This is a genomic window from Streptomyces sp. CBMA123, assembly GCF_014596465.1.
Taxonomy (GTDB): domain Bacteria; phylum Actinomycetota; class Actinomycetes; order Streptomycetales; family Streptomycetaceae; genus Kitasatospora.
Genome location: NZ_MECK01000619.1, coordinates 14,316 through 37,651 on the forward strand (window position 1 = coordinate 14,316; position 23,336 = coordinate 37,651).

Below are 23,336 nucleotides of genomic sequence, written 5' to 3' on the forward strand. Positions count from 1 at the left end.
CGGCCGGCCCCCCGGCGGTCAGCGGCCGCCCGGCTCCGGGGGCAGTGGCAGGGGCCGGGAGCAGGTGGAGCGGCGGACGTAGCCGAGGCCGTCGTACTCCTCGGCCAGCACCGTCGGCGCCAGTTCGAAGCGGTAGGTGAAGCGGGGCACGCCCGCGCCGAAGCTGCGCAGGTAGTGGCGTTCGGCCAGCCAGGCCTGGACGGCGGGCTCGCCCCGGGCGGCGCGCAGGTCGATCAGGTGGTCGTCGCGGTGGGCGGCGGCGAGCTGCCCCTCGACGGACTTCGGTCCCCCGCTGCCGATGCCGTGGCGGCGCGGCGGGCGGGCGCGGGTGGCGCCGGTGCGGGCCCGGAACGCGCCCTTGCCGAGCAGCAGGCCGAGGGCGTAGTAGTCGTCGCCGTAGCGTTCGCGCAGGTGGCGTCCCATGGCGGGGACGCCGGCCGCGTACCGGCCGGTCATCACATGGCTGTTGTGCGCCCAGACGGCCGTCCGCAGTCCGGTGGTGTCGTGGAGTTCGGCGACGGCCTCGGCCATGTGGCGGTCGCGGGCCGCCAGTGAGCCCTCCTCGACGGCGCCGTCGGCGCCCAGTGGCGGCCGGCCGGCCAGGTCGGCGGCCCGGACCAGGTTGCGGGCGTGGGCGATCGCCCGGTCGGTGGCGGCGGCGCCGGCCAGGGCCGCGTGGTCCTCCCGCCGGGCATCCAGTTCGTCGAGCAACTGCCTTGCGCCATGCAGGAGTTCACCGGACCCTGGCAGGCCGCCGGCCGGGGCGCTGTCGCCGATCGCCCGCAGGGTGTCATGGACGGCGGCGGCCCGCTCGGGCGCCACCTGCCGCAGGAAGGCGTGGAGTTCCTCGGCGGAGGAGGCGCTGCGCTGCGGATCGATGCCGACGAAGCGCACCCGCCGGGCCTCGGGCAGCGCGCGGTTGTGCTCGCGCAGCCACTCGACCAGGGCGAGCACCTCGTAGGTCTTCCAGGTCCAGAAGCCGAGCCGGTCGAGGGCAGCCACCGGATCGCCGGTGCCGTACCGGACGTAGGCGTCCACCGCTTCGGCGTCGGCCGCGCTGGCCTCCATCGCCAGCGCCCCGAAGTCGAGTTCGCGGACCAGGAATTCGAGCAGCCGGTGCTTCAGCCGGAAGAACTCGGCCGTCCCGTGGGTGGATTCGCCGAGTCCGACGACCCTGACCTCGCCCAGCACCCGGCGCAGTGGCGCCAGGTCGTCGGCCGGGTGTCCGGCGTCCAGGCTGTCCAGCGGGACGGCGTTCGCGGCCAGCCAGTCCGTCACGTCACCGCTCACGTCCACCCCTTCGCCCCGGCCCGAGCATCCGATCCTACGCGAACGACCGGGCCGGTCCGACCGCCCCCCATGAACTGACGATCAGTCAGCGGGCCGTCCGCTGAACGGCGTCGAGGATCTCCCGCAGGTCCGCCAGCGCCGCCTCGGCCCCTTCGGCGATCGCCACGCCCGCGACGTTGACCACCACCTCGTCGACCCCCGCCCGAGCGTACTCCGCCAGGCCGGCGGCCACCGCCTCGGCGTCGCCGTGGACGAAGGTGCCGGAGTCGACCAGGGCCCGGGCGCCCAGCGAGGGACTGGAGGGGTGCACCCGCAACCCGGCCCGGCGCAGCATGTCGCTGTAGTGCGGCGAGGCCAGGTGGACGTGGGCGGCGTCGTAGGCGAGCCGGTACGGGTTGCGCCCCGGGCGGTCCAGGGCCGCGTGGACGACGGTTACCAGCCGGGGCACCGCCCGCTCCGCCTCACCGGCGCCCCGGGCCAGCGCCGGGCCGAGGGTGTCCCGCAGGTACCCGGGCGGGGTCATCCAGGTGATGGCCGCGTCGGCCTCCCGCCCGGCCACCCGGGCGAGCGCGGGCCGCAGCACGCCGAGGCCCAACTCAACTCCGGGGTGGTCGAGTTCCTCGGGAAGGCCGCCGTGGGAGGCCCCGGCGAGCAGCGCGCGGACGGTGCGCAGGTACCCGGCAGCGGCCTCGCCGGGGCGCGGGTAGGGCGCGCCGCGCAGTTCGGCGACGAAGTCGGCGGCGCCCGGGCCGAGGCCGAGGACGGTCCGGTGGCCGGTCAGCCGGGCCAGTGAGCGGGCCTGGAGGGCGGCGTCGAGTTCGTGCCGCAGGGGCATCAGCGCGACGGCGGTGCCGACCGGCACCCGGTGGCCGAGGCCGGCCAGGTAGGCGAAGGCCTGGTGGGTCTCCAGGCGCAGCGACTGCCCCTGCCACAGCCGGGCCGCCCGGCCGTCCCGGACGAGTTCGGCGTACGGGACGAGCTGGGCCGGGTCGGTGGGCATGACCGGGAGGACGACGGAGGTGGGCATGGGCCGGCTTTCGGTGCGGGGCGGGGTCGGTTGTCAGTGCGGGGCGTCTGTTGTCAGTGCGGGGAGGCGTCGGTTGTCGGTGCGGGGAGGGGTCGGTTGTCAGTGCGGAGCGGCGTCGGTGAGGTAGCCGGACGCCTGGAGACGGAAGAGCCGGGCGTAGAGGCCCTCGGCCCGGAGCAGTTCGTCGTGGGTGCCCTCCTCCGCCAGCCGGCCGTCCGCGACGACGACGATCCGGTCGGCGATCCGGACGGTGGAGAAGCGGTGGGCGATGACCAGGGAGGTGGCCTCGCCGGCGATGTCGCGCAGCCGGCCGAAGATCTCGGCCTCGGCCTCGGCGTCGATCGCGGCGGTCGGCTCGTCGAGGACGACGATCGGGGCCCGGCGCATGAACGCCCGGGACAGCGCGATCTTCTGCCACTGGCCGCCGGAGAGCTGATGACCCTCCTCGAAGTGCCGGCCGAGCATGGTGTCGTAGCCGCCGGGCAGGGCGTCGACGGCGGGGGCGGCGCCGGCCGACTCGGCGGCCTGCCGGACCCGGCCGAGGTCGTCCAGGGACTCGACCCGGCCGAAGCCGATGTTGTGGCGGACGCTCATCTCGTAGCGGATGAAGTCCTGGAAGATCACGCCCATGTTCCGTTGCAGCGCGTCGACGTCGTACTCCTCGATCGGGACGCCGTCGATCAGGATCTGGCCGCCGGTCGGCTCGTACATCCGGGTGAGCAGTTTGACGATGGTGGTCTTGCCGGCGCCGTTCTGGCCGACCAGGGCGACGCAGGCGCCGGCCGGGATGCGGAAGCTGAGCCGGTCCAGGACGGGCCGGTCGGTGCCGGGGTAGCGGAAGCTGACGTCGCGGAACTCGATGCCCTCGCGCAGGGTGGCCGGGAAGGGCCGGTCACCGCCGGCGATCCGGCGCTCCGGGAGGTCGAGGAAGCCGAACAGGTTGCCCAGGAAGAGGGTGTCCTTGTAGAGCGAGGCGGCGCCGAGCAGCAGTCCGTGCGCGGCGACCTGCACGGTGCCGATGGCCTGGAGGTAGCCGGCCAGTTCGCCGACCCGGCTGCCGTCGACGGCGTCCCGGATCGCCCACAGCAGGGCACCGGCGGAGGCGAGCACGCTCAGCAGGCCGAACCCGCCGACCGTGACCGACTGGCGGCGGGCCACGCCGCGGTCGATCCGGAAGAAGCGGCGGACCAGCTCCCGGTAGCGGTCCATCAGGTAGGGCCCGAGCTGGAAGAGCCGGACCTCCTTGAAGGAGTGGTCGGTGGTGGTCAGGTACTGGTAGTAGTACAGCCGTCGGCGGTCGGCGGTGCGGGCGTACTCGATCTCGAAGACCTTGTGGCTGAACGCCATGTGGGCGACCACCGAGGGGATCGGGGACGCCAGGATGACCAGCGCCACCCAGGGGCTCCAGGCGAACAGCACCGCGCTGACGGACAGCAGGGTGACCAGTTCGCGGGCGGCCTCCAGCATCTCGGCGAACAGCTGGTAGACCCGGCCGCCGTTGCTCTCCTGGAAGGCCCGTTGGAGCTTGTCGTACGCGTCGGCGTCCTCGTACTGCTGGAGGTCGAGGGTGATGCCCTTGCGCATCACCTGCTCGCCGATGCTGGTGGTGAGTTCCAGCCGCAGCAGCGAGTCCAGGTACTGGACGGCGACGCCGAGCAGGTGCCCGGCCACGGCGAGGGCGAGCAGTTGGTAACCGGCCCGCAAGGCGTCGTCGCGGGCTCCGGCCTGACCGCCGACGGCGTCCGCGACGCTCTGCACGACCTGCGCGGTGAGCGCGATCTGCAGGCCGGGGACGGCGGCGTTCAGCACGGTGCAGAACGCGTAGCCGGTGACCTTGCCGGGGCTGAGCCGCCAGAACAGCGCGATGACGCGCAGCCAGGTCATCGGCCGTCCTCCGCTCCGGTGCCGCGGTTGCCGTCCTCGGCGGCGACCCGGCCGCGGACGGCGCGCAGGGTGTGCCGCCACAGGCCGTAGGCGCGGTCCTCGCGGGCCAGGTCGATCGGCAGCAGCCGGTTGACCTGCAGATGGGCGAGGCTGGCGAGGATCTGCCGCTCGGTGCCGACCAGCCGGCCGGCCGCGGCGGACCGGCGGACCGCCTCGGCGGCCGCCTGGGCGGCGGGCCGCTGGGCGGCGAAGGCCTCGGCGAGCAACAGCCGGTGCCGGGCGCCCTCCTCGTGCGGGCGGCGCGGCCAGGGCTGCAACAGTTCGCACAGGTAGTCGCGGTCGGCGCGGAACGCCCGGCGGACGGCCTCCTCGTCCGTCCGGCCGCCGGGGGCGAGGTCGGCGCGGACGGGCAGCGGGACGCCCCACTGGGAGTACAGCAGGTCGACGGCGCCGACCAGCAGCGGTTCGGGCCGCAGTCCGGGGCGCCGGGCGAGCAGCGCGGCAGTGGCCTCGCTGTTGGCCTCGAAGAGCCGCTCGACGGCGTCGTAGGGGCCGGCGCCGCCGTAGCGGGCGACCTCGGGCGTGTAGGAGGCCACCGCGAGGTCCCGGGCGAGGCCCTGGGCGACCAGCTCGCGGCCCCAGGCGAGCAGCCGGGCGAGCGTCCGGGGCGCGTCGGCGCTGCGCACCCGCAGTCGCAGGTGCGGGTGGGGGTCGGCGTAGCGGAGGTGGAACCAGCGGTCCAGCAGCCCTTCGGCGCGCAGTTCGGCGACCAGGTCGGGCAGCGGGCCGGTGATGATCTCGTCCTGGCGTTCCGGGCCGGCGTACACCTGGAGGAACGACCACTCGCCGCCGGGCAGGTGTCGCGGCACCGGGGCGGTGGTCCGCCCGCCGGCCGGGTGACGGGCGGCCGAGGCGGCGTCCCGGACGATCAGCGGGACGACGATCTCCTCGTGGTGGCGCCGCCCGTGCCCGTCCGTCAGCCAGAGCCGGTCGTGGGCCGGCAGCAGTTCCTGGAAGGTCAGCGCCGCACCCGGCGTGAGCGCCGCGCGCAGCTCGGGGAGGGTCTGCGGGTGGTCGAGGTCGAGCAGCAGCCGGTTGTCGTCCTCGACCAGGTAGACGTGCCGGGGGACGTTCCAGCGGGCCCGCCAGCCGGCCGGGTCGGCGAGGTCGCGCGCGGTCAGCCGCCACTGGGCGGGGCGGAGCACGACCCGGCCGCGGACCACCCGGGGCAGGAACGGCGCCCGGGCGAGCCGCCCCCAGCCGAAGGCGACCGGCAGCACGTACCCGTCGTAGGAGACCTCCAGCAGGAACCGGGCCACGTCGGGGGCGATCAGCGGGCTGAGCATGTGGTGCTGGGCGACGACCACCTCCCGGCCGAGCCGCCGGGACCACAGGTACAGCCGGCCCTCGGTGGCGCCGAGCAGCAGGTCGTCCAGCGGGACGACCCGGTCCGGCGGCACCGACGGGGTGCTGTTGACCGGGATCTCGTACGGCCGGATCCGCGGCCGGACGGCGACGTTGGCGGCCCGGCCCCAGGTCGGCTGGAAGGCGAGTTCGGCGTGGACGGCGTCGGGGAAGAGCTCCTCCTCGCGCCGGGCGTAGTCGCGCAGCCGCTCGACGGCGCCGTCCCCGAGCAGGTCGAAGAAGCGGCCGAAGGTGCGGCCGCCCTGGGCCATGCCGTCGGAGCGCAGCACGGCCCGCCACTCGCCGCGGTCGATCGCGTCCCGGTCGGCGGCCTCGATGCTCAGGTAGGCGTCGACCACCGGCAGGACGGGCCCGGCGCCGGTGGTGCCGGGCGGGGCCAGCCGGTCCAGCCGGGCGTCGGTCAGCTCGACCTCGAACGAGCGCTCCCACCAGGCCTCCTGGGCGAGGTCCAGGAGGGCGGCGTCGTACCGGGCGGTGTCCGGCGGGGTGCTGGTGGGCGGCAGGTCGAAGGAGCGGCCGGGCTGGGTGTAGAGCGGTGGCGCGTCCAGGCCGGCGTCGGCGCTGAGCACCTCCAGGACGGGCACCCGGGCGCCGGCGCCGTAGCGCTCGACGAACTCCTCGCGGTAGCGGGCCAGGTGCTGGTGGTCGGTGCCGGAGGCGGCAGCCAGTCGCAGCAGCACGTCGACGGCGTCGGCGGCGGCCACGCCGACGGCGCGGTTCAGGGTGGGGGTGCGTAGGTCGAGGGTGGCGTCCAACTGGTAGGTGCGGCCGTGGTGTTCGGGCACCAGCGCGCTCTGGGCGGCGCTCAGGGCGCGCAGGCCCGTCACGTCGTGGGGGGTGCGGGTCAGCTCGACCACGGCGCGCAGGCCCTCGGCGACGTCCTCGGCCCCGGGCAGGCCGGTGACCTTCTTCAACAGGTACTCCTCGGGCCGGGCCTCGGTCTGCGGCGGGCGCAGGTCGCTGCCGAGGAAGCCGAGTTCCCACAGCTGGCGGACCAGACCGGTGACGGCGCTCTCACCGGCCGCCGGGAAGGCGTCGGTCAGCTCCGCGACCAGCCGCCGGTACGGGACTGGCGCCGCCGCGGCCCGCAGCACCAGCCGGACCGGCTCGGTGGCCCGGATCCGGACGGCCCGCTTGTCCTCCCTGCCGTGCACCTCGGTGAACGGCAGCACAACCCGGTCCCCGGCGAGGTGCGCGGTGGAGTTGGCGACCACGTCGAGGTGGGGCAGCAGGGCCTGGTCGCCCTCCAGGCGGTGGATGAGCGCGAACAGCCACTCCAGGTCGCCCCGGACCCGGGTGTCGCCGATCGCCGGGCCGCCCAGCCGGGCGGTGGTGCACTCGCCGAACTCGCCCATCGCGACGCCCGCGAACGCCCCGAACGGGGTGGGCCGGGTGGACATCCGGGTGAGGTAGCGCAGCAGCCGGGAGTGCAGGCGCCGGGCGCGGCGCTCGTCCGTCCGGTCGAGCCGCTCCAGGGCGGCCACCAGGTCCTCGCTGGCCACCAGCAGCGCCCGGCGGACCTCCGGGTCCTCGGCGAGGGCGAGCAGTTCGGCGCGGGTGCGGGCCGGGTCGGCGGTGATCCGGTGGTAGGTGTCGACGGGCAGCGCCGGCGCGCGCAGCAGGAAGAAGTCGGCGGGGACGTAACGGGACACCCGGCTCACCGCCCCAGGAAGACGCGGAACCAGGCGGGCCGCTCCGGCGCGAGGGCGGCCAGCAGGGCGAGGGCGACGCCGGCGGCACCGGACAGCAGCCCCGGGTCGTCCACGGTGTTGCCGGGGACGTCCTCGTCGGCGAACACCACCGGGTGCCGGGGGTCGGCGTACGCCAGCAGCCGCTCCAGCAGGCCGGGCAGCGCCTCCCCGGCGGCGGCACTGTGCGGGGCGAACTCCCGGGCGAGCATGACGAGCCCGGCCAGGCCGTGGCAGAGCGTGGGGGCGCGCAGTTCGGCGGTGGCGGCGCGGCGCAGGGCGGCCTCGAAGGCCTCGACGGCGCTCGCCCGCAGCCCGGCGTCCTCGGTGGAGTCGGCGACGGCGAGCAGGGCGGCGGCGATCCCGGCGGTGCCGTAGCACCAGGCGAGTTGGTCGTGACAGTGGGCGAGCGGCCGCTCGGCGCCGTGCTCGTCGACCGGGACGCCGTTGGCCCACAGCGGGCCCTGGTCGTCGGTCAGCCGGTGGCGCAGCAGCCAGCCGGTGAGCGCGGCGAGGGCCTCGCGCTGGCCGGGCCGGCGGTGGCCGGCCGCCCAGGCGACGGCGAGCGCGACGGCCACCCCGGGCACGCCGTGGGAGACGCCGAGGTTGAGGTAGCCGTGCGGGTACTGCCGGTGGTAGTCGCCGACCGGCGGGTAGACCTCGGGCCGGAGCAGCCAGCCCGGCGTGGTGCCGTCCGGGCGGTCGGGGCCGGAGGGCCGGATCAGCCGGTCGAGCAGCACGGCGACGGCCTCCCGGACCGTGGGGCTCGGGTCGGCCAGGGCGCTGAGGCAGGTCAGCACGCCGGCCGCGCCGTTGACCACGTCGTAGTCGGAGTCGCTGAGCGGGTGCTCGTCCCCGGGCCACTCGGTGGCGATCGCTTGCCCGGCGAGCTGCTCGTACAGCCGCAGCAGGCTGGGCCGGAACCGGGGTTCGTCCTCGGCACAGTCGGCCAGCGCCAGGGTGAGGCCGGCGGTGCCGCCGAACAGGCCGGGGCCGGACAGCGGTTCGACCTGGGTGGCGAGCACCGCCTCGCGGATGTGGCCGTGGGCGTGCTCGAGGTCGCCGAGGCCGGCCCGGGCGGCGTACAGGTGGAGCAGGGCGAGGCCGGCCTGGCCGTGGCTCAGGCTGGGCGGGTACCAGCCCATCGGCACGGCGGCCTGGTCGGCGGCGCGCAGCGCGAGTTCGGTCCACTGGTCGGTCGTCGCCGTCCGGGACACCACGAGGCGCACCGCGTCGCGGACCCGTTCGGCGAGCGGGGCGTCGGGGGTGCGGACGGGCGGTTCGCCGGTTTCCCGGACGGTGTGCATGCGTTCTCCCTCGGAGAGGTGGCGTGGCCTCGGGCCGTGACGGGCCGGCGTGGTGACGGCCCTGGTGTGGTGTGACGGCCCTGGTGTGGTGTGGCAGCCCGGCGCGAGAATGGGCGGACGGGTGCTGCCGTGTCCTGAATCCACGGCAGCACCCGTCACCTCACCGGATGTCAGTCCTGCTGCGGGTTCGAGCAGAAGCCCGAGGTGCACAGGGAGGTGCAGACACAGGTCGAGGTCACCTTGCAGCCGACCCGGGTGCAGATCGTGCGGGTGGCCAGGCTGCTGATCGACGGCGTGGGCAGCTGACCGCCGCCCTGGACCGGCGAGCTGATGCGGGCGTCCAGGTCGAATGCGTTGTCGGACATCGTAAATTCCCTTCGAATCCGCCCACTCCGGTTTCCCGGAGGGGTTCGGGGGCTTCTCCCCCGCGATTCGATGATGTCCCGGCCCGCTTTCCATGGCTATTGTCGCGGGCGACAGTGCCGGGCTTTCCGGGATTCAGGCGGCGGGGGCCCGGGAGGTACGGTCGGGCGCAATGAGGTGGGCATAGGAGGCCAGGCAACCGGAGAGCCGGGATTCGAGTTCGAGTTTCTCCAGGACGGCCGTGAGATGGGCCCGCACGGTGCGTTCGGTGACCTGTAGCCGGGCCGCCATCTGGTGATTGGTCAGACCTTCGGCGAGCATCACGAACACCTCGCGCTCGCGGGGTGTCAGCCGGCCGAGACGGTCCAGTGCGCGGGTCCAGGCGGGTTCGCTTCCGGCGGCCGCCGCGGTCGTCGCGAAGTCATTCACGTCATCTCCCCGTTGTCCATCCGACGGATTCGGTGGGGCGGCTCCGTCCGGGCCGCACAGGACTGAACGTAGGCACTGTTCGGACCGGAAGCAACCATGATCCGTCGGCGGCTACGGAGCGTCAGGACCGCCCCGACCGGGCGATCCGGGCCGTCGGAGGCGGTGTCCGGTGGCACCACGGGATTCCCCGCGCAGCCGGAAGGCCACGCTCCGGCGAAACCCCCGCCATTCGGCGGGGATGGTTTCATTGGCACCATTCTCACCGTCCGTGGAGGCCTTCGGCCGGTGCCCGCCGCGGCGACCGGAAGAACCGGCCCGGGCTATCCGGAATTCGTCCCACCACTTGTCAGGTCCGGGTCCATCCCGCCGGCGTCGGCGCAACCGACACTTGACTCGCCCTAAACCAAACCGGTTAACATCGCTGACATGAGCATTGCGTTGACGGGCTCGCAATCGCCACTGCACGTCCAGATCGAGCGTCGGATCCAGTGGTCGATCGAGCGGGGGGAATACACCGAAGGCGAGTCACTGCCCTCGGCGAGCGACTTGTCGGCGAATTTCCGGGTCAACCGGAACACCGTGCTGCGCGCCCTGCGGAAATTGCGGGCGAAAGGCCTGATCGATTTCGGCCGCGGCCGCGGAATCATCGTCGTCGCGCGTTCCGGGCCCGGGCAGGCCGATGTCGCGGGCCTCTCCGAGCACTTGCGGCAGCTGGTCGCCGTCGCCGACGCCCACGGCGTCGCCCGCTCCTCGCTGATCTCCGCGATCGAGCGCATGCCCCGCCCGGCCGAAGTCGCGACGCCGCCGCGCCGGGCGGCCCACCCCCCGCGCCCGTAGGCGGCCCGGGACCCGCGTCCGTAGAACGTCACGCACCCGCAGAACGCCGGGCACCCGCAGAACGTCAGGCGCCCGAGGCGGCCGCCTCGGCGAGGGAGTCCAGCACCGGGCGGATCAGCGGATGCCCGTCGGCGCCGGCCCGGACGGCGGCGAAGACCCGGCGGGTGGCGAGCTCGCTGTCGACCGGACGGACCGCCACCCGGGCCAGGTCCACCCCGCGCAGCGCCGACCGCGGCACCAGCGCGACGCCCGCGCCGGCCGAGGCCAGCGCCACGACGGCCCTGAAGTCGTCCGAGGAGTGCAGCAGGCGCGGCTGGAAGCCCGCGTGCTCGCAGGCCAGCAGGACCACGTCGTGGCAGGGGTTGCCCGGGTAGGGACCGATCCAGAGCTCGTCCGCCAGCGCGGCCACCGCGAGCGGCCCGGACTCGGCGGCCAGCGAATGGGCGAGCGGCAGCACCGCCTCGAACGGCTCGGCGTACAGCGGGACCCTGGTCAGCCGGGCGTCGTCGCCCTGCGGGGCGCCCCGGTACTCGACGGCCACCGCGAGGTCGGCCCGGCCGTCCAGCACCATCGGCAGGCTGGCGTCGCCCTCGGCGTCCAGCACCTTGAGCCGCACCCCTGGCGCGCGCAGGGCGAGCAGGCCGATCGCCGGGGCGAGCACGTGCGAGATGCCGGTGGCGAAGGAGGCCACGGTGACCTCGCCCGCGACGCCCGCGCTGTAGGCGGCGAGGTCGGCCTCGGCGCGCTCCAGCTGGGCGAGCACCGCGTCGGCGTGGCCGAGCAGGATCTCCCCGGCGGCGGTCAGCCGCACGCCCCGGCCCTCCCGGGCCAGCAGGTGGTGGCCGGTCTCCTGCTCCAGGGCGGCCAGCTGCTGGGAGACCGCGGAGGGGGTCAGGTAGAGGGCGGCCGCCGCGGCGGTCACGGTGCGGTGGTCCGCCACGGCCCGGAGGGTCCGCAGCCGTCGTGCGTCGATCACAGGCCCATTCTGCCAGCGTCGCGGTGCGGCCCGTCGGGGGCGGTTTCGGGGCAGTACCACCGGTGGCGTATTTCGGGACGAGATCGCCGGGCGCCGTTGACCGTCCCGCTCGGTCGGCGCTTGGCTCGTGGCCGAGCCGGGCCGCGGGGATCCGCGGGCCCGGCACCGTCATCAGGGGAGGATGATCCATGACCACCGCCCGTTCCCGCCGCCGGCCGGCCCGTACCGCCGTTGTGCTGCTGGCCGCCGTCGCGGCCGGCGCCGTGATGCCGGCCGCCGAGGCCCGGCCGCCCAAGGGCGACACCGCCCGGGTCAGCGAGGGCAGCAAGGGCGAGCAGCTCGACGGCCACTCGTACGCGCTCGGGCTGAGCGCCGACGGCCGGGCCGCGCTGTTCTCCTCGACCGCGACCGACCTGCTGCCGGACGGCGCTCCGAACGGCAGCGACGTCTACGTCCGGGACCTGCGCAACGGGCACGTCGAGCGGGCGAGCGTCGCCGCTGACGGCGCCCGGCTGAACGCCGCCACCACGGACGCCTCGATCAGCGGCGACGGCCGCTACGTCGCGTTCAGCACCGCCGCCACCAACGTGCTGCCCGGCCAGGCGAAGCACCGGAGCGACGTCTACGTCCGCGACCGCTGGACCGGCCGCACCGAACTGGTCTCCACCGGCAGCCTCACCACGACCGACGACGAGACCGTCCGCGGCGCCGTCAACCCGTCCCTGAGCCGGGACGGCCGCTACGTCGCCTTCGCCTCCGACCGCACCGACCTGGCCCCCGGCGGGCACCCCGGCAAGCAGAACGTCTTCGTCACCGACCGCTGGACCCACACCACCAAGCTGGTCACCACCGGCGTCGACGGCGAGCCGGCCGACAACAACTCCTTCCGCCCGACCATCAGCGCGGACGGCGCCACCGTCGGCTTCCTCTCCCGGGCGGGCAACCTCGTCCCGGCCGCCCCTTCCGCACCCTCCACGACACCGGAGGCCGCGGCCGCTCTGGCCGGGCCCCGGTTCTACCCCTACTTCGTCTGGAAGGCCGACTCCGGAAAGATCACCGGCGCCAGTCTGGACGCCACCGGCGCGCTGACCGGCAGCGGCAACGACGCCCGGATCAGCCCCGACGGCCTCTTCGCCCTCTACGGCCTGCCGGTCTACGGCGCGGGCCGGCCCGGCACCCACGGCATCCGGATGGACCTCTACGTCCGTGAGCTGGCCACCGGCCGGACCACCCTGGTCAACACCGCCCTGCCCGGCACCACGACCACCGAGGGCGCCTACGACCCGGCCATGACCGACGACGGCCAATGGGTCTACTTCGACTCCAGCGCCGACGACCTGGTGCCCGGCGACACCAACGGGCAGAACGACGTGTTCCGCCGGGACCTCCGGACCGGCCGGATCGAGCGGGTGACCGCCACCCGGGACGGCGGGCAGAGCACCGGCGGCTCCGACAGCCCGTACGTCGACGCCACCGGGGACACCGTCGTCTTCACGGCCGAGGACGCCAATCTCGTCCCGGGCGACACCAACAGCTTCCTGGACGTGTTCCTGCGCCGGCTCTGACCGACCCCGGGCCACTTACAACAGTTGACGTAGTTTCCGACCGAATCCATCTCAGCTGTTGACCCGGGGCTCGCTCCGTCCCCTCCTCCCCGCGCGCCCGCCGACCGGGGAGGAGGGGCGGGACCTCAGCGCACCGGCAGCGAGACCTCCGCCGGCCCGAAGGTCACCGTGCTGCCCTTCGGCGTCTCGCCGCCGTAGAGGTCGTCGTGGGTGCCGAGCACCAGCGCCAGCCGGTGGCCGGCCGGGAGGTCGTACGCGGTGGGAAACAGCGTGACGTCCAGCGGGAAGGGCTGCCCGGCCGGCCGGCCGCTCCAGCTCTGCGGGGCGTGGGCGATCAGCCGGCCGACGCCGAGCGCGTCCACGTCGTAGAGGTACGCGACGGCGGTGCCCTGCGGCGCGGAGCTGGTCACGGTGGTCCGCACCCGGGCGGCCCCGCGCACGGAGAGGCCCTGCCGGTAGGGCTCCGACTGCCGGACGGCGGCGGCGCCCCGGTCCAGCAGGGGCACCAGGACGGTCGGCGGCTGGTGCAGCCACTGGTCGACCAGGCCGGAGAGCAGCACGACACCGCCGCTCGCGCCGGAGGGCTGGTCGCCGCGGACGGTGGCGGTGTCGCCGAAGCTCAGCCGCTCCGTACGGGAGTTGACGGAGCGCCAGTCCGGATACGCCTCGTGGGCGCCGCCCGGGCGGACCTCCAGGTCCACGCCCGGCGGCCGGTCGTCCGCGCCGGGCGAGCCCTTGAGGTAACGGTCCAGCCAGCCGCGGGCGTTGTCCCAGGTGGCGTTGGAGAAGCCGAGCAGGCCGGTGAACTCCTGGCTGGCGTGGTCGCCCGGCCGCAGTTCGAGGCGCTTGGGGACGGTCAGCCGCTGGTAGAAGTCGGTCATCTGGCCGGGGTTGAAGAAGCTGTCGCTCCAGCCGTTGGCGAGGTAGACCGCGGCGCCGTTGGCGTTGATCCGGTCCAGGTAGGTGGCCGGCGAGCGGAGGTTCGCCCACTTCACCACCTCGGGCAGGTCGTGGTCGGCGAACAGGTCGTCCAGCGCGGTCGCGAACTCCGGGCTCTTGCGGCCGGTCAGGCCCTCGATGGTGGCCAGCCGGGTGGCGGCGGAGGTGTGCCGGGTCTGGCCGCTGTACAGCGCGTCGGTGAGGTCGGCCCAGCCGCTCAGCGAGGCGACGGCCTTGATCCGCGGGTCGAACGCGGCACCGAGGAGGGTGAGGCCGCCGCCGAGCGACAGTCCGATCATGCCGACCCGGTCCGGGTCCGCCGGGGTGTGGGCGAGCGCCCAGTCGATCACCGTCGAGATGTCGGCGACGTCCTTGGGCCCGGCGACGTCCACCTCCCCGCCCGAACCCCAGAAGCCGCGGACGGTGTAGGTGACGACGACGTACCCGGCGGTGGCGAACCTGTGGCCCTGGGCGACGTACTCCAGGTCGTTCTGCCCCCAGCTGGCCGGCTGCACCACCACCGGGTAGCGCCCCTGGGCGTCCGCCCCCGGCGTCCCGGCGGGCGGGGTGAACACGTCGGCCTTGAGGACGACCCCGTCCCGGGCGGTGATGTCCGCCAGCCGGAAGCCGCCGAACGCCGAGGCGGCGGCCGCCGCCGAGGCCGACGCGCCGGCGGGCGCGGGTGCGGCGACGGCGGGCTGCGCCGCGACCCCCGCCCCGAGCCCGAGCGCCAGGGCGAGGACGGCGCTCGCCGTCCGGTGTCCGCCAGTCCGATGGGGTCGTGCCAGCACGCTCTGCTCCCTCAGTCCACCCGATGTGATCTTGGTGAGCCTAGCGAGCTGACGATGTCTCAGAGGAGGCGATGATCAGCCAAATTACTGGCCGGTAACGTACCGGGCCACCCCCGCCACACGGCACCCCGGAGTCCCCTGGAGACCCGGAAACCGCGAACGGGGGTGGGACACCGGTACGGGCCGGCGTCCCACCCCCGTAGCGGGAGGGTGGGGCAGTTGGTCTTGGTGACCGTGCGGCGGGGGCGAATCGATTCGCCCCCGCCGCACGGACGTTGTGAGCCCGCGAGCTGGTCCGGTTCCGAGCGGACCGGCCCGCGGGCAGCCTGTGCGGGCCCTGCCCGGGCCCGGCCTGCGGGGCGGTCAGCCCTCCAGCTCGGCGCGCGCGTCCACGAAGGCCGCGACGGCGCGCTCGACGTCCTCGGTGGAGTGCGCCGCGGAGAGCTGGACCCGGATCCGGGCCTGGCCGTGCGGGACCACCGGGTAGGAGAAGCCGATCACGTACACGCCGCGCTCCAGCAGGAGTTCGGCGAGCCGGCCCGCCTTCGCCGCGTCGCCGATCATCACCGGGGCGATCGGGTGGTCGCCCGGCAGGATCTCGAACCCGGCCTCGGTCATCTTCGAGCGGAACAGCGCGGTGTTGGCCGCCAGCCGCTCGCGCAGCTCGTTGGACTGCTCGACCAGGTCGAGCACCTTCAGCGAGGCGGCCGCGATCACCGGGGCCAGCGAGTTGGAGAACAGGTACGGGCGGGAGCGCTGGCGCAGCAGGGCGACGATCTCGCGGCGGGCCGCGACGTAGCCGCCGGAGGCGCCGCCGAGCGCCTTGCCCAGGGTGCCGGTGATGATGTCCACCCGGTCCATCACGCCGTGCAGTTCGGGGGTGCCGCGGCCGCCGGCGCCGACGAAGCCGACCGCGTGCGAGTCGTCGACCATGACCATGGCGTCGTAGCGGTCGGCCAGGTCGCAGATCTCCCGCAGCGGGGCGACGTAGCCGTCCATCGAGAAGACGCCGTCGGTGACGATCAGGCGGCGGCGGGCGTCCTGGGTCTCCTTGAGCTGCTGCTCCAGGTCGGCCAGGTCGCGGTTGGCGTAGCGGTGGCGGCGGGCCTTGCTGAGCCGGATGCCGTCGATGATGCTGGCGTGGTTGAGCGCGTCGGAGATGACGGCGTCGCGGTCGTCCAGCAGGGTCTCGAAGACGCCGCCGTTGGCGTCGAAGCACGAGGAGTAGAGGATGGTGTCCTCCTGGCCGAGGAAGGCCGAGAGGCGGTCCTCGAGCTCCTTGTGCACGTCCTGGGTGCCACAGATGAAACGCACCGAGGCCATCCCGTAGCCCCAGCGGTCCAGCGCGTCCTTGGCCGCGGCGAGCACCTCGGGGTGGTCGGCCAGGCCGAGGTAATTGTTGGCGCAGAAGTTCAGCACCCCGCCGGGGCGGCCGCCGGAGGTGACGGTGACCTCGGCGCTCTGCGGGCTGCCGATCACCCGCTCCGGCTTGAACAGGCCGGCCTCGCGGATCTCGTCGAGGGTGGTGGCGATGTCGGCGCGCACGTTGTCGAACACGGGCAGACTCCTAGTCGTAGCGGCGGATCGTCGGACCGGCGTGGCTCAGGCGGTCCAGTCGAGGATGATCTTGCCGCAGTTGCCGCTCGCGGCGTCGTCGAAGGCGGCCTCGAACTCGGAGGCGGCGTAGCGGCCGGTGATCACCGGGCTGAGGTCCAGGCCGCCCTCCAGCAGCACGGACATCGCGTACCAGGTCTCGAACATCTCGCGGCCGTAGATGCCCTTGATGGTGATCATCGAGGTGACGATCGAGGCCCAGTCCACCGGGAAGTCCTCGGCCGGCAGGCCCAGCATGGCGATCTTGCCGCCGTGGGTCATGTTGGCGATCATCGACTGCATCGCCTCGGGACGGCCGGACATCTCCAGGCCGACGTCGAAGCCCTCGCGCAGGCCCAGCTTCTGCTGGCCCTCCTCGATGGTCTGCTCGGCGACGTTGAGCGCCAGCGTCACGCCGACCCGGCGGGCCAGGTCGAGGCGGTACGGGGAGACGTCGGTGATCATCACGCTGCGGGCGCCGGCGTGCTTGGCGACGGCGGCGGCCATGATGCCGATCGGGCCGGCGCCGGTGACCAGCACGTCCTCGCCGACCAGCGGGAAGGACAGCGCGGTGTGCACGGCGTTGCCGAAGGGGTCGAAGATCGCGGCCACGTCGAGGTCGACCGGGACCCGGTGCACCCAGACGTTGGAGGCGGGCAGGGCCACGTACTCGGCGAAGGCGCCGTCGCGGTTGACGCCCAGGCCGATGGTGTTGCGGCACAGGTGGCGGCGCCCGGCCAGGCAGTTGCGGCACTTGCCGCAGACCAGGTGGCCCTCGCCGCTGACCAGGTCGCCGATCGCGATGTCCGCGACGCCGGCGCCGAGCTCGGCGACCTCGCCGACGAACTCGTGACCGAGCACCAGCGGGGTCTTGATGGTCTGCTGCGCCCAGCCGTCCCACTTGCGGATGTGCAGGTCGGTGCCGCAGATGCCGGTGCGCAGCACCTTGATCAGCACCTCGCCGGGGCCGATCTCGGGCTTCGGGACGTCGATCATCCAGAGGCCGGGCTCGGCGTTCTGCTTGACGAGTGCCTTCACGGGCGACGGCTCCTGACGTGCTGATCGGGGGCGGCCTTCGGGTGCGGGCAGGCCGAGGGGGCGCGGTTCGGCCGCTCCTGACGGGCACGCTCCGGCAGGCAGAAATCTGCCTGGTGGGAGGGGGTGCGGTCCATCGAGGAATTCTTAAGGGCGACCACAGCTGGGCTAAACGATCGTGCCCGAGCTGGGCCCGGGGGCGGCTGCGGCATGCCGGTGCTCACCCGTCCGGCCGAGCGCGGGCCGTCGGCCGCGACACCAACCGGCCGTGCCGTCCGGGTACTTGACACCGCGCCGCCAGCGGGAACGGGCCACTCGGGTGGGGCTTGGGCCCGTTCGGGCCAGCCCGGCCGCCACCGGCGCGCGGGTGTTCGAGGGCGGTGCTTACGGTGGCCGGGTTCCCCCGCGGCCCCGTGGAGCAGGCACTCCGGGGCCGTCCGCCCCGGTTCCGGGGCCCCCGCCCGAGTTCCGGGGCCCTTCGCCCCAGAGAGGCGCCTCGACACATGACCAAGACCCGACGGCCGCGCCCGGCCGCCTCCCGCACCGCCGGACGCGCGACCGCCGCCGCCCTGGCCCTGACCGGCCTGCTCGCGGTCTCCGCCTGCTCCGGCGGGTCCTCCTCCTCCCAGCCGGCCGGCGGCGCGGCGGTCACCGCCGAACCGGCCGCGCTCAGCCCGTCCGCGACCCTGTCCGGCGGCGCCTCCGGCGTGACCTCGGCCTCGGCGAGCGTCGTCCCGCTCACCCCGGACGTGCAGAGCCGGCTGGACGTCGCGATCAAGCAGGTGATGAGCCAGGCCTCCATCCCCGGGGTGATCGTCGGCTACACCACCCCCGACGGCAGCTACCAGCGCACCTTCGGCGTCGCCGACAAGAACGCCGGGACGCCGATGTCTCCCGACATGTACATGCGGATCGGCAGCGTCACCAAGACCTTCACGACCACCGGCATCCTGCAACTGGTCGAACAGGGCAAGGTGGGCCTGGACGACCCGATCTCCAAGTACATCCCGAACGTGCCCGGCGGCGACGGGATCACCATCCGCGAACTCGGCGACATGCGCAGCGGCCTGTACAACTACACCCTCGACCCGGACTTCCAGCAGGCGTTCTTCAGCAACCCGGACCGCGTCTTCACCCCGGACCAGCTGCTCGCGTACTCGTTCAAGCACCCGGCGAACTTCGCGCCGGACGCCAAGTTCGAGTACTCCAACACCAATCTGATCCTGCTCGGCCAGGTCGTCGAGAAGGTCGGCGGGCAGCCGCTCCCCGACTTCCTGAACCAGCAGGTCTTCACCCCGGCCGGGCTCACCAAGACCACCCTGCCGACCGACGCCACCTTCCCCGACCCGCACGCCCACGGCTACACCAACCAGACGGCCACCGGCGCGGTCGAGGACGCCACCGACTGGAACCCGTCCTGGGGCTGGGCGGCCGGCGCCGCCATCTCCACCCTCTCCGACCTCCAGACCTGGTCGAAGGTCCTGGCCACCGGCGCGCCACTGCTCAGCCCCGCCACCCAGGCGGAACGGCTGAAGACCAAGAGCGTCGGCAGCCCCGACCTCGGCTACGGCTTCGGGGTCTTCACCACCCACGGCTGGGTCGGCCACAACGGCTCGCTGCCCGGGTACGAGAGCGTGGTGATCTACCTGCCGGACGCCCAGGCCAGCCTGGTCATCCTGCTCAACACCGACATCACGTACCAGGGTTCGGAGCCGTCGACGCTCCTGGCCCGGGCGATCACCCAGATCGTCTCGCCGAACAACGTCTACACCCTGCCCACCCCGCCCGGATCGGCCTCGCCGTCGGCCCCGGGCTCGGCGTCGGCCTCGGCTTCCGGCTCGCCGGCCACGCCCAGCGGCACCCCCTCGCTGCACATCTCCTGAACCACCCCGAAGGCCCGGCCCGGAGCACCGGGCCGGGCCTTCGACGTACGGTCAGATCCCCAGCACCTTGCCGAGGTCGTACGAGACCGGCTCCTCCAACTGCCCGTAACCGCAGCTCTCCGGCGTGCGGTCCGGCCGCCAGCGGCGGAACTGCGCGGTGTGCCGGAACCGGGTGCCCTCCATGTGGTCGTACGCCACCTCCACCACCCGCTCGGGGCGCAGCGCGATCCACGACAGGTCCTTGCCGCCGGTCCAGCGGCTGACCGCCCCCGGCAGCCGGCCCTCGGCATGCGCGGACTCCTCCGCCCAGGCGCCCCACGGGTGTTGGGAGAGATCGTCCATCCTCAGCGGGGCCAGTTCCTCGACGAGTTCGCGGCGGCGGGCCATCGGGAAGGCCGCACAGACGCCCACGTGCTGCAGCCTGCCCTCGGCGTCGTGGATGCCCAGCAGCAGCGAGCCGACCACCGGGCCGCTCTTGTGCTCGCGGTAGCCGGCCACCACGCAGTCGGCGGTGCGCTCGTGCTTGATCTTGTACATGGTCCGCTCGCCCGGCCGGTACGGCTGGTCCAGCGGCTTGGCCACCACCCCGTCCAGCCCGGCGCCCTCGTACTCGGCGAACCAGGTCCGCGCGAGTTCGCGGTCGGTCGAGGCGGGGGCGGTGAACACCGGGTCGGCGGCCCCGGCGAGCGCCGCCTCCAGGGCCCGGCGGCGCACCGAGAGCGGCTCGTCGACCAGCGAGTCGTCACCGAGGGCGAGCAGGTCGAAGGCCACGAAGGAGGCGGGCGTGCGCTCGGCGAGCAGCTTCACCCGGCTCGCCGCCGGGTGGATCCGCTCCAGCAGCTCCTCGAAGCGCAGCCGCCCGTCCCGGGCGATCACCACCTCGCCGTCCAGCACGCAGCGCGGCGGCAACTCCCGCCGCAGCGCCTCCACCAGTTCGGGGAAGTACCTGGTCAGCGGCTTGCCGGTGCGGCTCCCCAACTCCACCTCGGCGCCGTCGCGGAACACGATGCTGCGAAAGCCGTCCCACTTGGCCTCGTACTGCATTCCCGGCGGGATCTCGGCCACCGACTTGGCGAGCATCGGCGCCACCGGCGGCATCACGGGCAGGTCCATGGCACCGATCCTCACCCGGTTCGCCCCGGGGCGCGCGCCGGGCCCGGCCCCCTTAGCGTGGGGACCATGGGCTCAGCCGTCGAACTGGAAGTCGCCGGGCGCACCGTCCGGCTGTCCAACCCGGACAAGGTCTACTACCCCGAGCGCGGCTTCACCAAGCTGGACGTCGCGCAGTACTACCTGGCCGTCGCCGACGGAGTGCTGCACGGACTGCGGGACCGGCCCACCACCCTGCAACGCTTCCCCGACGGCGTCGACGGCGAGTTCTTCTACCAGAAGCGCGCACCCAAAGGCCTGCCGGACTGGCTGCCCACCGCCCGGATCGAGTTCCCCAGCGGCCGCTCCGCCGACGAGATCTGCCCCACCGAACCCGCCGCCGTCCTGTGGGCCGCCAACCTGGGCTGCCTCACCTTCCACCCCTGGCCGGTCCGGCGCGGCGACACCGACCACATCGACGAACTGCGCATCGACCTCGACCCGCAGCCCGGCACCGACTTCCACGACGCCGTCCGCGCCGCCCACGAACTGCGCGCCCTGCTCGAGGAACACGGACTGCGCGGCTGGCCCAAGTCCTCCGGCGGGCGCGGGCTGCACGTCTACGTGCCGCTCGCCCCCGAGTGGACCTTCACCGACGGCCGGCACGCGGTGATCGCCCTCGGCCGGGTGCTGGAACAGCGGATGCCCGGGAAGGTCACCACCGCCTGGTGGAAGGAGGAACGCGGCGAACGCATCTTCGTCGACTACAACCAGATGGCCCGCGACCGCACCATCGCCTCCGCCTACTCACTGCGCGCCCGCCCCCGCGCCACCGCCTCCACCCCGCTGCGCTGGGACGAGCTGGACGACGCCTCCCCCGAGGACTTCGACCTGCGGACCGTCCCCGCCCGGTTCGCCGAACTCGGCGACCCCAACGCCGAGATGGCGGACCACGCCTTCCGACTCGACGCCCTGCTGGAGCTCTACGACAAGCAGCTCCACGACGAGGGCCTCGGCGAACTCCCGTACCCGCCCGACCACCCCAAGGCCGTCGGCGAGCCACCCCGGGTACAGCCCAGCCGGGCCCGCAGGAAGCCGGCCTAGTCCGACCGGCTGCCCTTCGACCACAACGACCACCACCCGCTGCTGCTGCGCGCCCTGCCGCCCGGCGCCCGGCGGTGACGGCCCCGGTGGCATGGCCGCAGAGCACGTCCGCCGCGGTGCGGGCGAACACCGGGCGGCAGCCTCCGGGGTGCACGCTCCGGCAACTGCCCTTCCGGCGTCACCCGTTGGTCTGGCGCCGGGGCTAGGCTGGCGATCATCGACCGGGGCCGAAAGGGATTCGTGATGGGCGTACGGGGGCTGGCGGAGATCCTGGCGGACGCGGCGGGCGGGGTGTTCCCGCCACCGGACGGGGCGGTGACGGTGCTGCCGCAGCCGACGCCGCGCGAGGCCGGGGTGATCGCCTTCGCCGCGCACGCCGTGGTGTTCGCCGACCAGGACCCGGCCTGGGTGCACCGCACCCTCGCCGCCGACCCCGGCGACCCGCTGTCCGCGCCGCTCTGCCCGCCCTTCCTGACCGCCCTCGCCGAGCGGACCGGACGGACCGTCAACAACGTCGACCTGCTCAGCGTCGCCGACCGCCTCCCGGGCCCGCCACCACTGCCGCTCACACCGGTCGAGGACCGCGAACACCCCCGCGTGGTAAGGGCGTTGCGCTACCGCGAGGACGTCCGGGTGTACCAGGCCGACGGCGGCGTGCTCATCCTCGGCCGCGGCGTGGCCGGCCGCTGGGAGACCGCCGTCGAGGTCGACCCCACCGCCCAGGGCCGCGGCCTCGGCCGCACCCTGGCCACCGCCGCCCGCCACCTGCTGCCGGAGGGCGACGCCGTCTGGGCGCAGCAGGCCCCCGGCAACGCCCCCAGCGTCCGCGCCTTCCAGGCAGCGGGCTACCGGCCGGTGGGCGCGGAGGCCCTGCTGGTCCTCGGGCGGCCGTAGCGGACCCGGTCGGCCTCCAGGTCGTAGCCGAGGAACGGGCCGTCGCCCTCGACGTACGTCGGCACCGACCTGCCCAGCCGCCGCCCGACCGCGGCCAGGAACCCGCACAGCACGTCCAGCCCTTCCTGGCCGCGGAGCCGCTCGACGTCCACGTCGAAGTCGATCCGCCCCGCCCCGCGGAACCGGAACACCGCACCGACCTCCGGCCCCGGCCGCACACTCAGCACCGGGCACGCGGCACCCACCGGCCGGGACAGCACCTCCTCCGCCCGCGGCCACGGCAGTTCGAAGCAGCCGACGACGAAGGTCCGGCCCCAGCCCTCCTCCACCACCAGGTCCAGCAGCGCCTGCCAGTCCGCCACCGCGGTGTCCGCGATGCCCTCACCCGGCAGCCAGCCGTCCCGGTCCGGATCCAGCAGCCACCCCTGGTGGTCCTCCCAGCGCAGATCGCCCATGTCACTCCTCCGGAGGAGTCCACAACACCCGGACCCGGTCGGCTTCGAGGTCGTACCCGAGGAAGGGCTCCCGGGTGCTGCCCTCGAAGTACATCGAGACGGACTTGCCCAGCCGCCGCCCGATCGCCGTCAGGAACCCACAGAGGATGTCCAACCTCTCCTGGCCCTGAAGCTCCCTCAGGGAGACGTCGAAGTCGATCTGCTCGTCCGCGAGGAACCGGAAGATCGCGCACACCCCGGGATCCGGCCACACCCGCAGATACGGACACTCGGCACCGGCCGCTCGGGACAGCACCACCTCGGCCCGGGGCAGCGGCAGCACCGCGTCGCCCTCGGCGTACTCGAAGGCCCAGCCCCGCTCCGCCACCAGGTCGAGCAGCGCCTGCCAGTCCGCCACCGTGGTGTCCGCCACGTACACATCCGGCAGGTAGCCCCCGTCGGAAGGGTCGAGCAGCCACGCCACATGCTCGTCCCAGCGCAGATCGCCCATCTAGGCGCTCCGGGCGCCCGCCGGGGCCAGGTCGGCGATGATCCGGACGGCCTCGGTGATCTGGGCGTCGGTGAGGTCGCCGCGGGCGGTCAGGCGCAGGCGGGAGATGCCGTCCGGGACGGACGGGGGGCGGAAGCAGCCGACGGCGAGGCCGGCCCGGAGGCAGTCGGCGGCCCAGGTGACGGCGGCCTCCGGGCCGGGGGCGCGGACCGAGACCACGGCGGCGTCGGGCTCGCAGGCGTGCAGGCCGGCGGCGCTCAGCCGGGCGGAGA

Annotated in this window: 19 protein-coding genes and 1 pseudogene; 5 read left to right on the top strand and 15 right to left on the bottom strand. The window is 74.1% G+C overall.

The window, feature by feature from the left end; genetic code table 11:
- Positions 1-18: 18 nt before the first annotated feature.
- From BG452_RS40910 to BG452_RS40940, 7 genes are all read right to left on the bottom strand, one after another.
- Positions 19-1,290, bottom strand: coding sequence for an erythromycin esterase family protein (locus BG452_RS40910; protein WP_188309435.1), 1,272 nt, complete (start codon positions 1,288-1,290; stop codon positions 19-21).
- An 85-nt stretch (positions 1,291-1,375) separates the two neighbouring features.
- A complete protein-coding gene (locus BG452_RS40915) occupies positions 1,376-2,317 on the bottom strand; it encodes an LLM class flavin-dependent oxidoreductase (protein WP_188309436.1) in 942 nt (313 codons plus the stop codon).
- Positions 2,318-2,416: 99 nt separating this feature from the next.
- Entirely contained in the window at positions 2,417-4,201 is a 1,785-nt protein-coding gene (locus BG452_RS40920) for an ABC transporter ATP-binding protein (RefSeq protein WP_188309437.1), read from the bottom strand.
- Entirely contained in the window at positions 4,198-7,278 is a 3,081-nt protein-coding gene (locus BG452_RS40925) for a lantibiotic dehydratase (RefSeq protein WP_188309438.1), read from the bottom strand. The genes BG452_RS40920 and BG452_RS40925 overlap by 4 nt, the downstream gene beginning before the upstream one ends.
- Before the next feature lie 5 nt (positions 7,279-7,283).
- On the bottom strand, positions 7,284-8,621 hold the full coding sequence (locus tag BG452_RS40930) for a lanthionine synthetase C family protein (RefSeq protein ID WP_188309439.1): 1,338 nt from the start codon (positions 8,619-8,621) through the stop codon (positions 7,284-7,286).
- A 170-nt stretch (positions 8,622-8,791) separates the two neighbouring features.
- Positions 8,792-8,986: an FDLD family class I lanthipeptide gene (locus BG452_RS40935; RefSeq protein ID WP_188309440.1), complete on the bottom strand. Its 195-nt coding sequence runs from the start codon at positions 8,984-8,986 to the stop codon at positions 8,792-8,794.
- Positions 8,987-9,119: 133 nt separating this feature from the next.
- Positions 9,120-9,413 (bottom strand): helix-turn-helix domain-containing protein, encoded by a 294-nt coding sequence (locus tag BG452_RS40940; RefSeq protein ID WP_188309441.1) that lies wholly within the window; start codon positions 9,411-9,413, stop codon positions 9,120-9,122.
- Positions 9,414-9,839: 426 nt separating this feature from the next.
- On the opposite strand from BG452_RS40940, the gene BG452_RS40945 reads away from it, so the two are divergent.
- The gene (locus BG452_RS40945; RefSeq protein ID WP_188309442.1) at positions 9,840-10,250 is read left to right on the top strand and encodes a GntR family transcriptional regulator; all 411 of its coding nucleotides are present in this window, start codon (positions 9,840-9,842) and stop codon (positions 10,248-10,250) included.
- A gap of 64 nt (positions 10,251-10,314) precedes the next feature.
- On the opposite strand, the gene BG452_RS40950 is transcribed toward BG452_RS40945, so the two are convergent.
- Positions 10,315-11,226 carry a LysR family transcriptional regulator gene (locus BG452_RS40950; protein WP_188309443.1) on the bottom strand — a complete coding sequence of 304 codons (912 nt, stop codon included), beginning with the start codon at positions 11,224-11,226 and terminating at the stop codon, positions 10,315-10,317.
- Between the two features lie 188 nt (positions 11,227-11,414).
- Between BG452_RS40950 and BG452_RS40955 the strand changes: the two genes are divergently transcribed.
- Positions 11,415-12,791 carry a TolB family protein gene (locus BG452_RS40955; RefSeq protein WP_188309444.1) on the top strand — a complete coding sequence of 459 codons (1,377 nt, stop codon included), beginning with the start codon at positions 11,415-11,417 and terminating at the stop codon, positions 12,789-12,791.
- Positions 12,792-12,916: 125 nt separating this feature from the next.
- Here the strand turns inward: BG452_RS40955 and BG452_RS40960 are convergent, their stop codons facing one another.
- The 3 genes from BG452_RS40960 to tdh all read right to left on the bottom strand — a co-directional run bounded on the left by BG452_RS40960 (position 12,917) and on the right by tdh (position 17,152).
- Entirely contained in the window at positions 12,917-14,518 is a 1,602-nt protein-coding gene (locus BG452_RS40960; protein ID WP_188309453.1) for a CocE/NonD family hydrolase, read from the bottom strand.
- Positions 14,519-14,884: 366 nt separating this feature from the next.
- Complete coding sequence (locus BG452_RS40965) at positions 14,885-16,078, bottom strand: glycine C-acetyltransferase (protein WP_188309445.1); 1,194 nt, start codon at positions 16,076-16,078, stop codon at positions 14,885-14,887.
- Between the two features lie 45 nt (positions 16,079-16,123).
- Positions 16,124-17,152, bottom strand: coding sequence for an L-threonine 3-dehydrogenase (gene tdh / locus BG452_RS40970; protein WP_188309446.1), 1,029 nt, complete (start codon positions 17,150-17,152; stop codon positions 16,124-16,126).
- Between the two features lie 500 nt (positions 17,153-17,652).
- On the opposite strand from tdh, the gene BG452_RS40975 reads away from it, so the two are divergent.
- Entirely contained in the window at positions 17,653-19,032 is a 1,380-nt protein-coding gene (locus tag BG452_RS40975; RefSeq protein WP_188309447.1) for a serine hydrolase domain-containing protein, read from the top strand.
- A 51-nt stretch (positions 19,033-19,083) separates the two neighbouring features.
- Here BG452_RS40975 and BG452_RS40980 read toward each other — a convergent pair whose 3' ends face one another.
- A complete protein-coding gene (locus BG452_RS40980) occupies positions 19,084-20,145 on the bottom strand; it encodes an ATP-dependent DNA ligase (protein ID WP_188309448.1) in 1,062 nt (353 codons plus the stop codon).
- Between the two features lie 66 nt (positions 20,146-20,211).
- On the opposite strand from BG452_RS40980, the gene ligD reads away from it, so the two are divergent.
- Both ligD and BG452_RS40990 read left to right on the top strand, forming a co-directional pair.
- Positions 20,212-21,225: a non-homologous end-joining DNA ligase gene (gene ligD / locus BG452_RS40985; protein ID WP_188309449.1), complete on the top strand. Its 1,014-nt coding sequence runs from the start codon at positions 20,212-20,214 to the stop codon at positions 21,223-21,225.
- Positions 21,226-21,468: 243 nt separating this feature from the next.
- The gene (locus BG452_RS40990) at positions 21,469-22,119 is read left to right on the top strand and encodes a GNAT family N-acetyltransferase (RefSeq protein WP_188309450.1); all 651 of its coding nucleotides are present in this window, start codon (positions 21,469-21,471) and stop codon (positions 22,117-22,119) included.
- Here the strand turns inward: BG452_RS40990 and BG452_RS40995 are convergent.
- From BG452_RS40995 to BG452_RS41005, 3 genes and pseudogenes are all read right to left on the bottom strand, one after another.
- Positions 22,071-22,574, bottom strand: a complete 504-nt coding sequence (locus tag BG452_RS40995; protein WP_188309451.1) for a hypothetical protein — start codon at positions 22,572-22,574, stop codon at positions 22,071-22,073. The two genes, BG452_RS40990 and BG452_RS40995, sit on opposite strands and share 49 nt — an antisense overlap.
- Position 22,575: 1 nt before the next feature.
- On the bottom strand, positions 22,576-23,064 hold the full coding sequence (locus BG452_RS41000) for a hypothetical protein (RefSeq protein WP_188309452.1): 489 nt from the start codon (positions 23,062-23,064) through the stop codon (positions 22,576-22,578).
- A pseudogene (locus tag BG452_RS41005) lies at positions 23,065-23,336 on the bottom strand (8-amino-7-oxononanoate synthase); the annotation flags it as partial. It lies immediately after the preceding gene.

Excerpts from the sequence above, each read along its gene's own strand:
- BG452_RS40915 (WP_188309436.1), bottom strand. The coding sequence starts at position 2,317 with ATGCCCACCTCCGTCGTCCTCCCGGTCATGCCCACCGACCCGGCCCAG.
- BG452_RS40920 (WP_188309437.1), bottom strand. The coding sequence starts at position 4,201 with ATGACCTGGCTGCGCGTCATCGCGCTGTTCTGGCGGCTCAGCCCCGGC.
- BG452_RS40930 (WP_188309439.1), bottom strand. The coding sequence starts at position 8,621 with ATGCACACCGTCCGGGAAACCGGCGAACCGCCCGTCCGCACCCCCGAC.
- BG452_RS40935 (WP_188309440.1), bottom strand. The coding sequence starts at position 8,986 with ATGTCCGACAACGCATTCGACCTGGACGCCCGCATCAGCTCGCCGGTC.
- BG452_RS40945 (WP_188309442.1), top strand. The coding sequence starts at position 9,840 with ATGAGCATTGCGTTGACGGGCTCGCAATCGCCACTGCACGTCCAGATC.
- BG452_RS40955 (WP_188309444.1), top strand. The coding sequence starts at position 11,415 with ATGACCACCGCCCGTTCCCGCCGCCGGCCGGCCCGTACCGCCGTTGTG.
- BG452_RS40975 (WP_188309447.1), top strand. The coding sequence starts at position 17,653 with ATGACCAAGACCCGACGGCCGCGCCCGGCCGCCTCCCGCACCGCCGGA.
- BG452_RS40980 (WP_188309448.1), bottom strand. The coding sequence starts at position 20,145 with ATGGACCTGCCCGTGATGCCGCCGGTGGCGCCGATGCTCGCCAAGTCG.
- ligD (WP_188309449.1), top strand. The coding sequence starts at position 20,212 with ATGGGCTCAGCCGTCGAACTGGAAGTCGCCGGGCGCACCGTCCGGCTG.
- BG452_RS40990 (WP_188309450.1), top strand. The coding sequence starts at position 21,469 with ATGGGCGTACGGGGGCTGGCGGAGATCCTGGCGGACGCGGCGGGCGGG.
- BG452_RS40995 (WP_188309451.1), bottom strand. The coding sequence starts at position 22,574 with ATGGGCGATCTGCGCTGGGAGGACCACCAGGGGTGGCTGCTGGATCCG.
- BG452_RS41000 (WP_188309452.1), bottom strand. The coding sequence starts at position 23,064 with ATGGGCGATCTGCGCTGGGACGAGCATGTGGCGTGGCTGCTCGACCCT.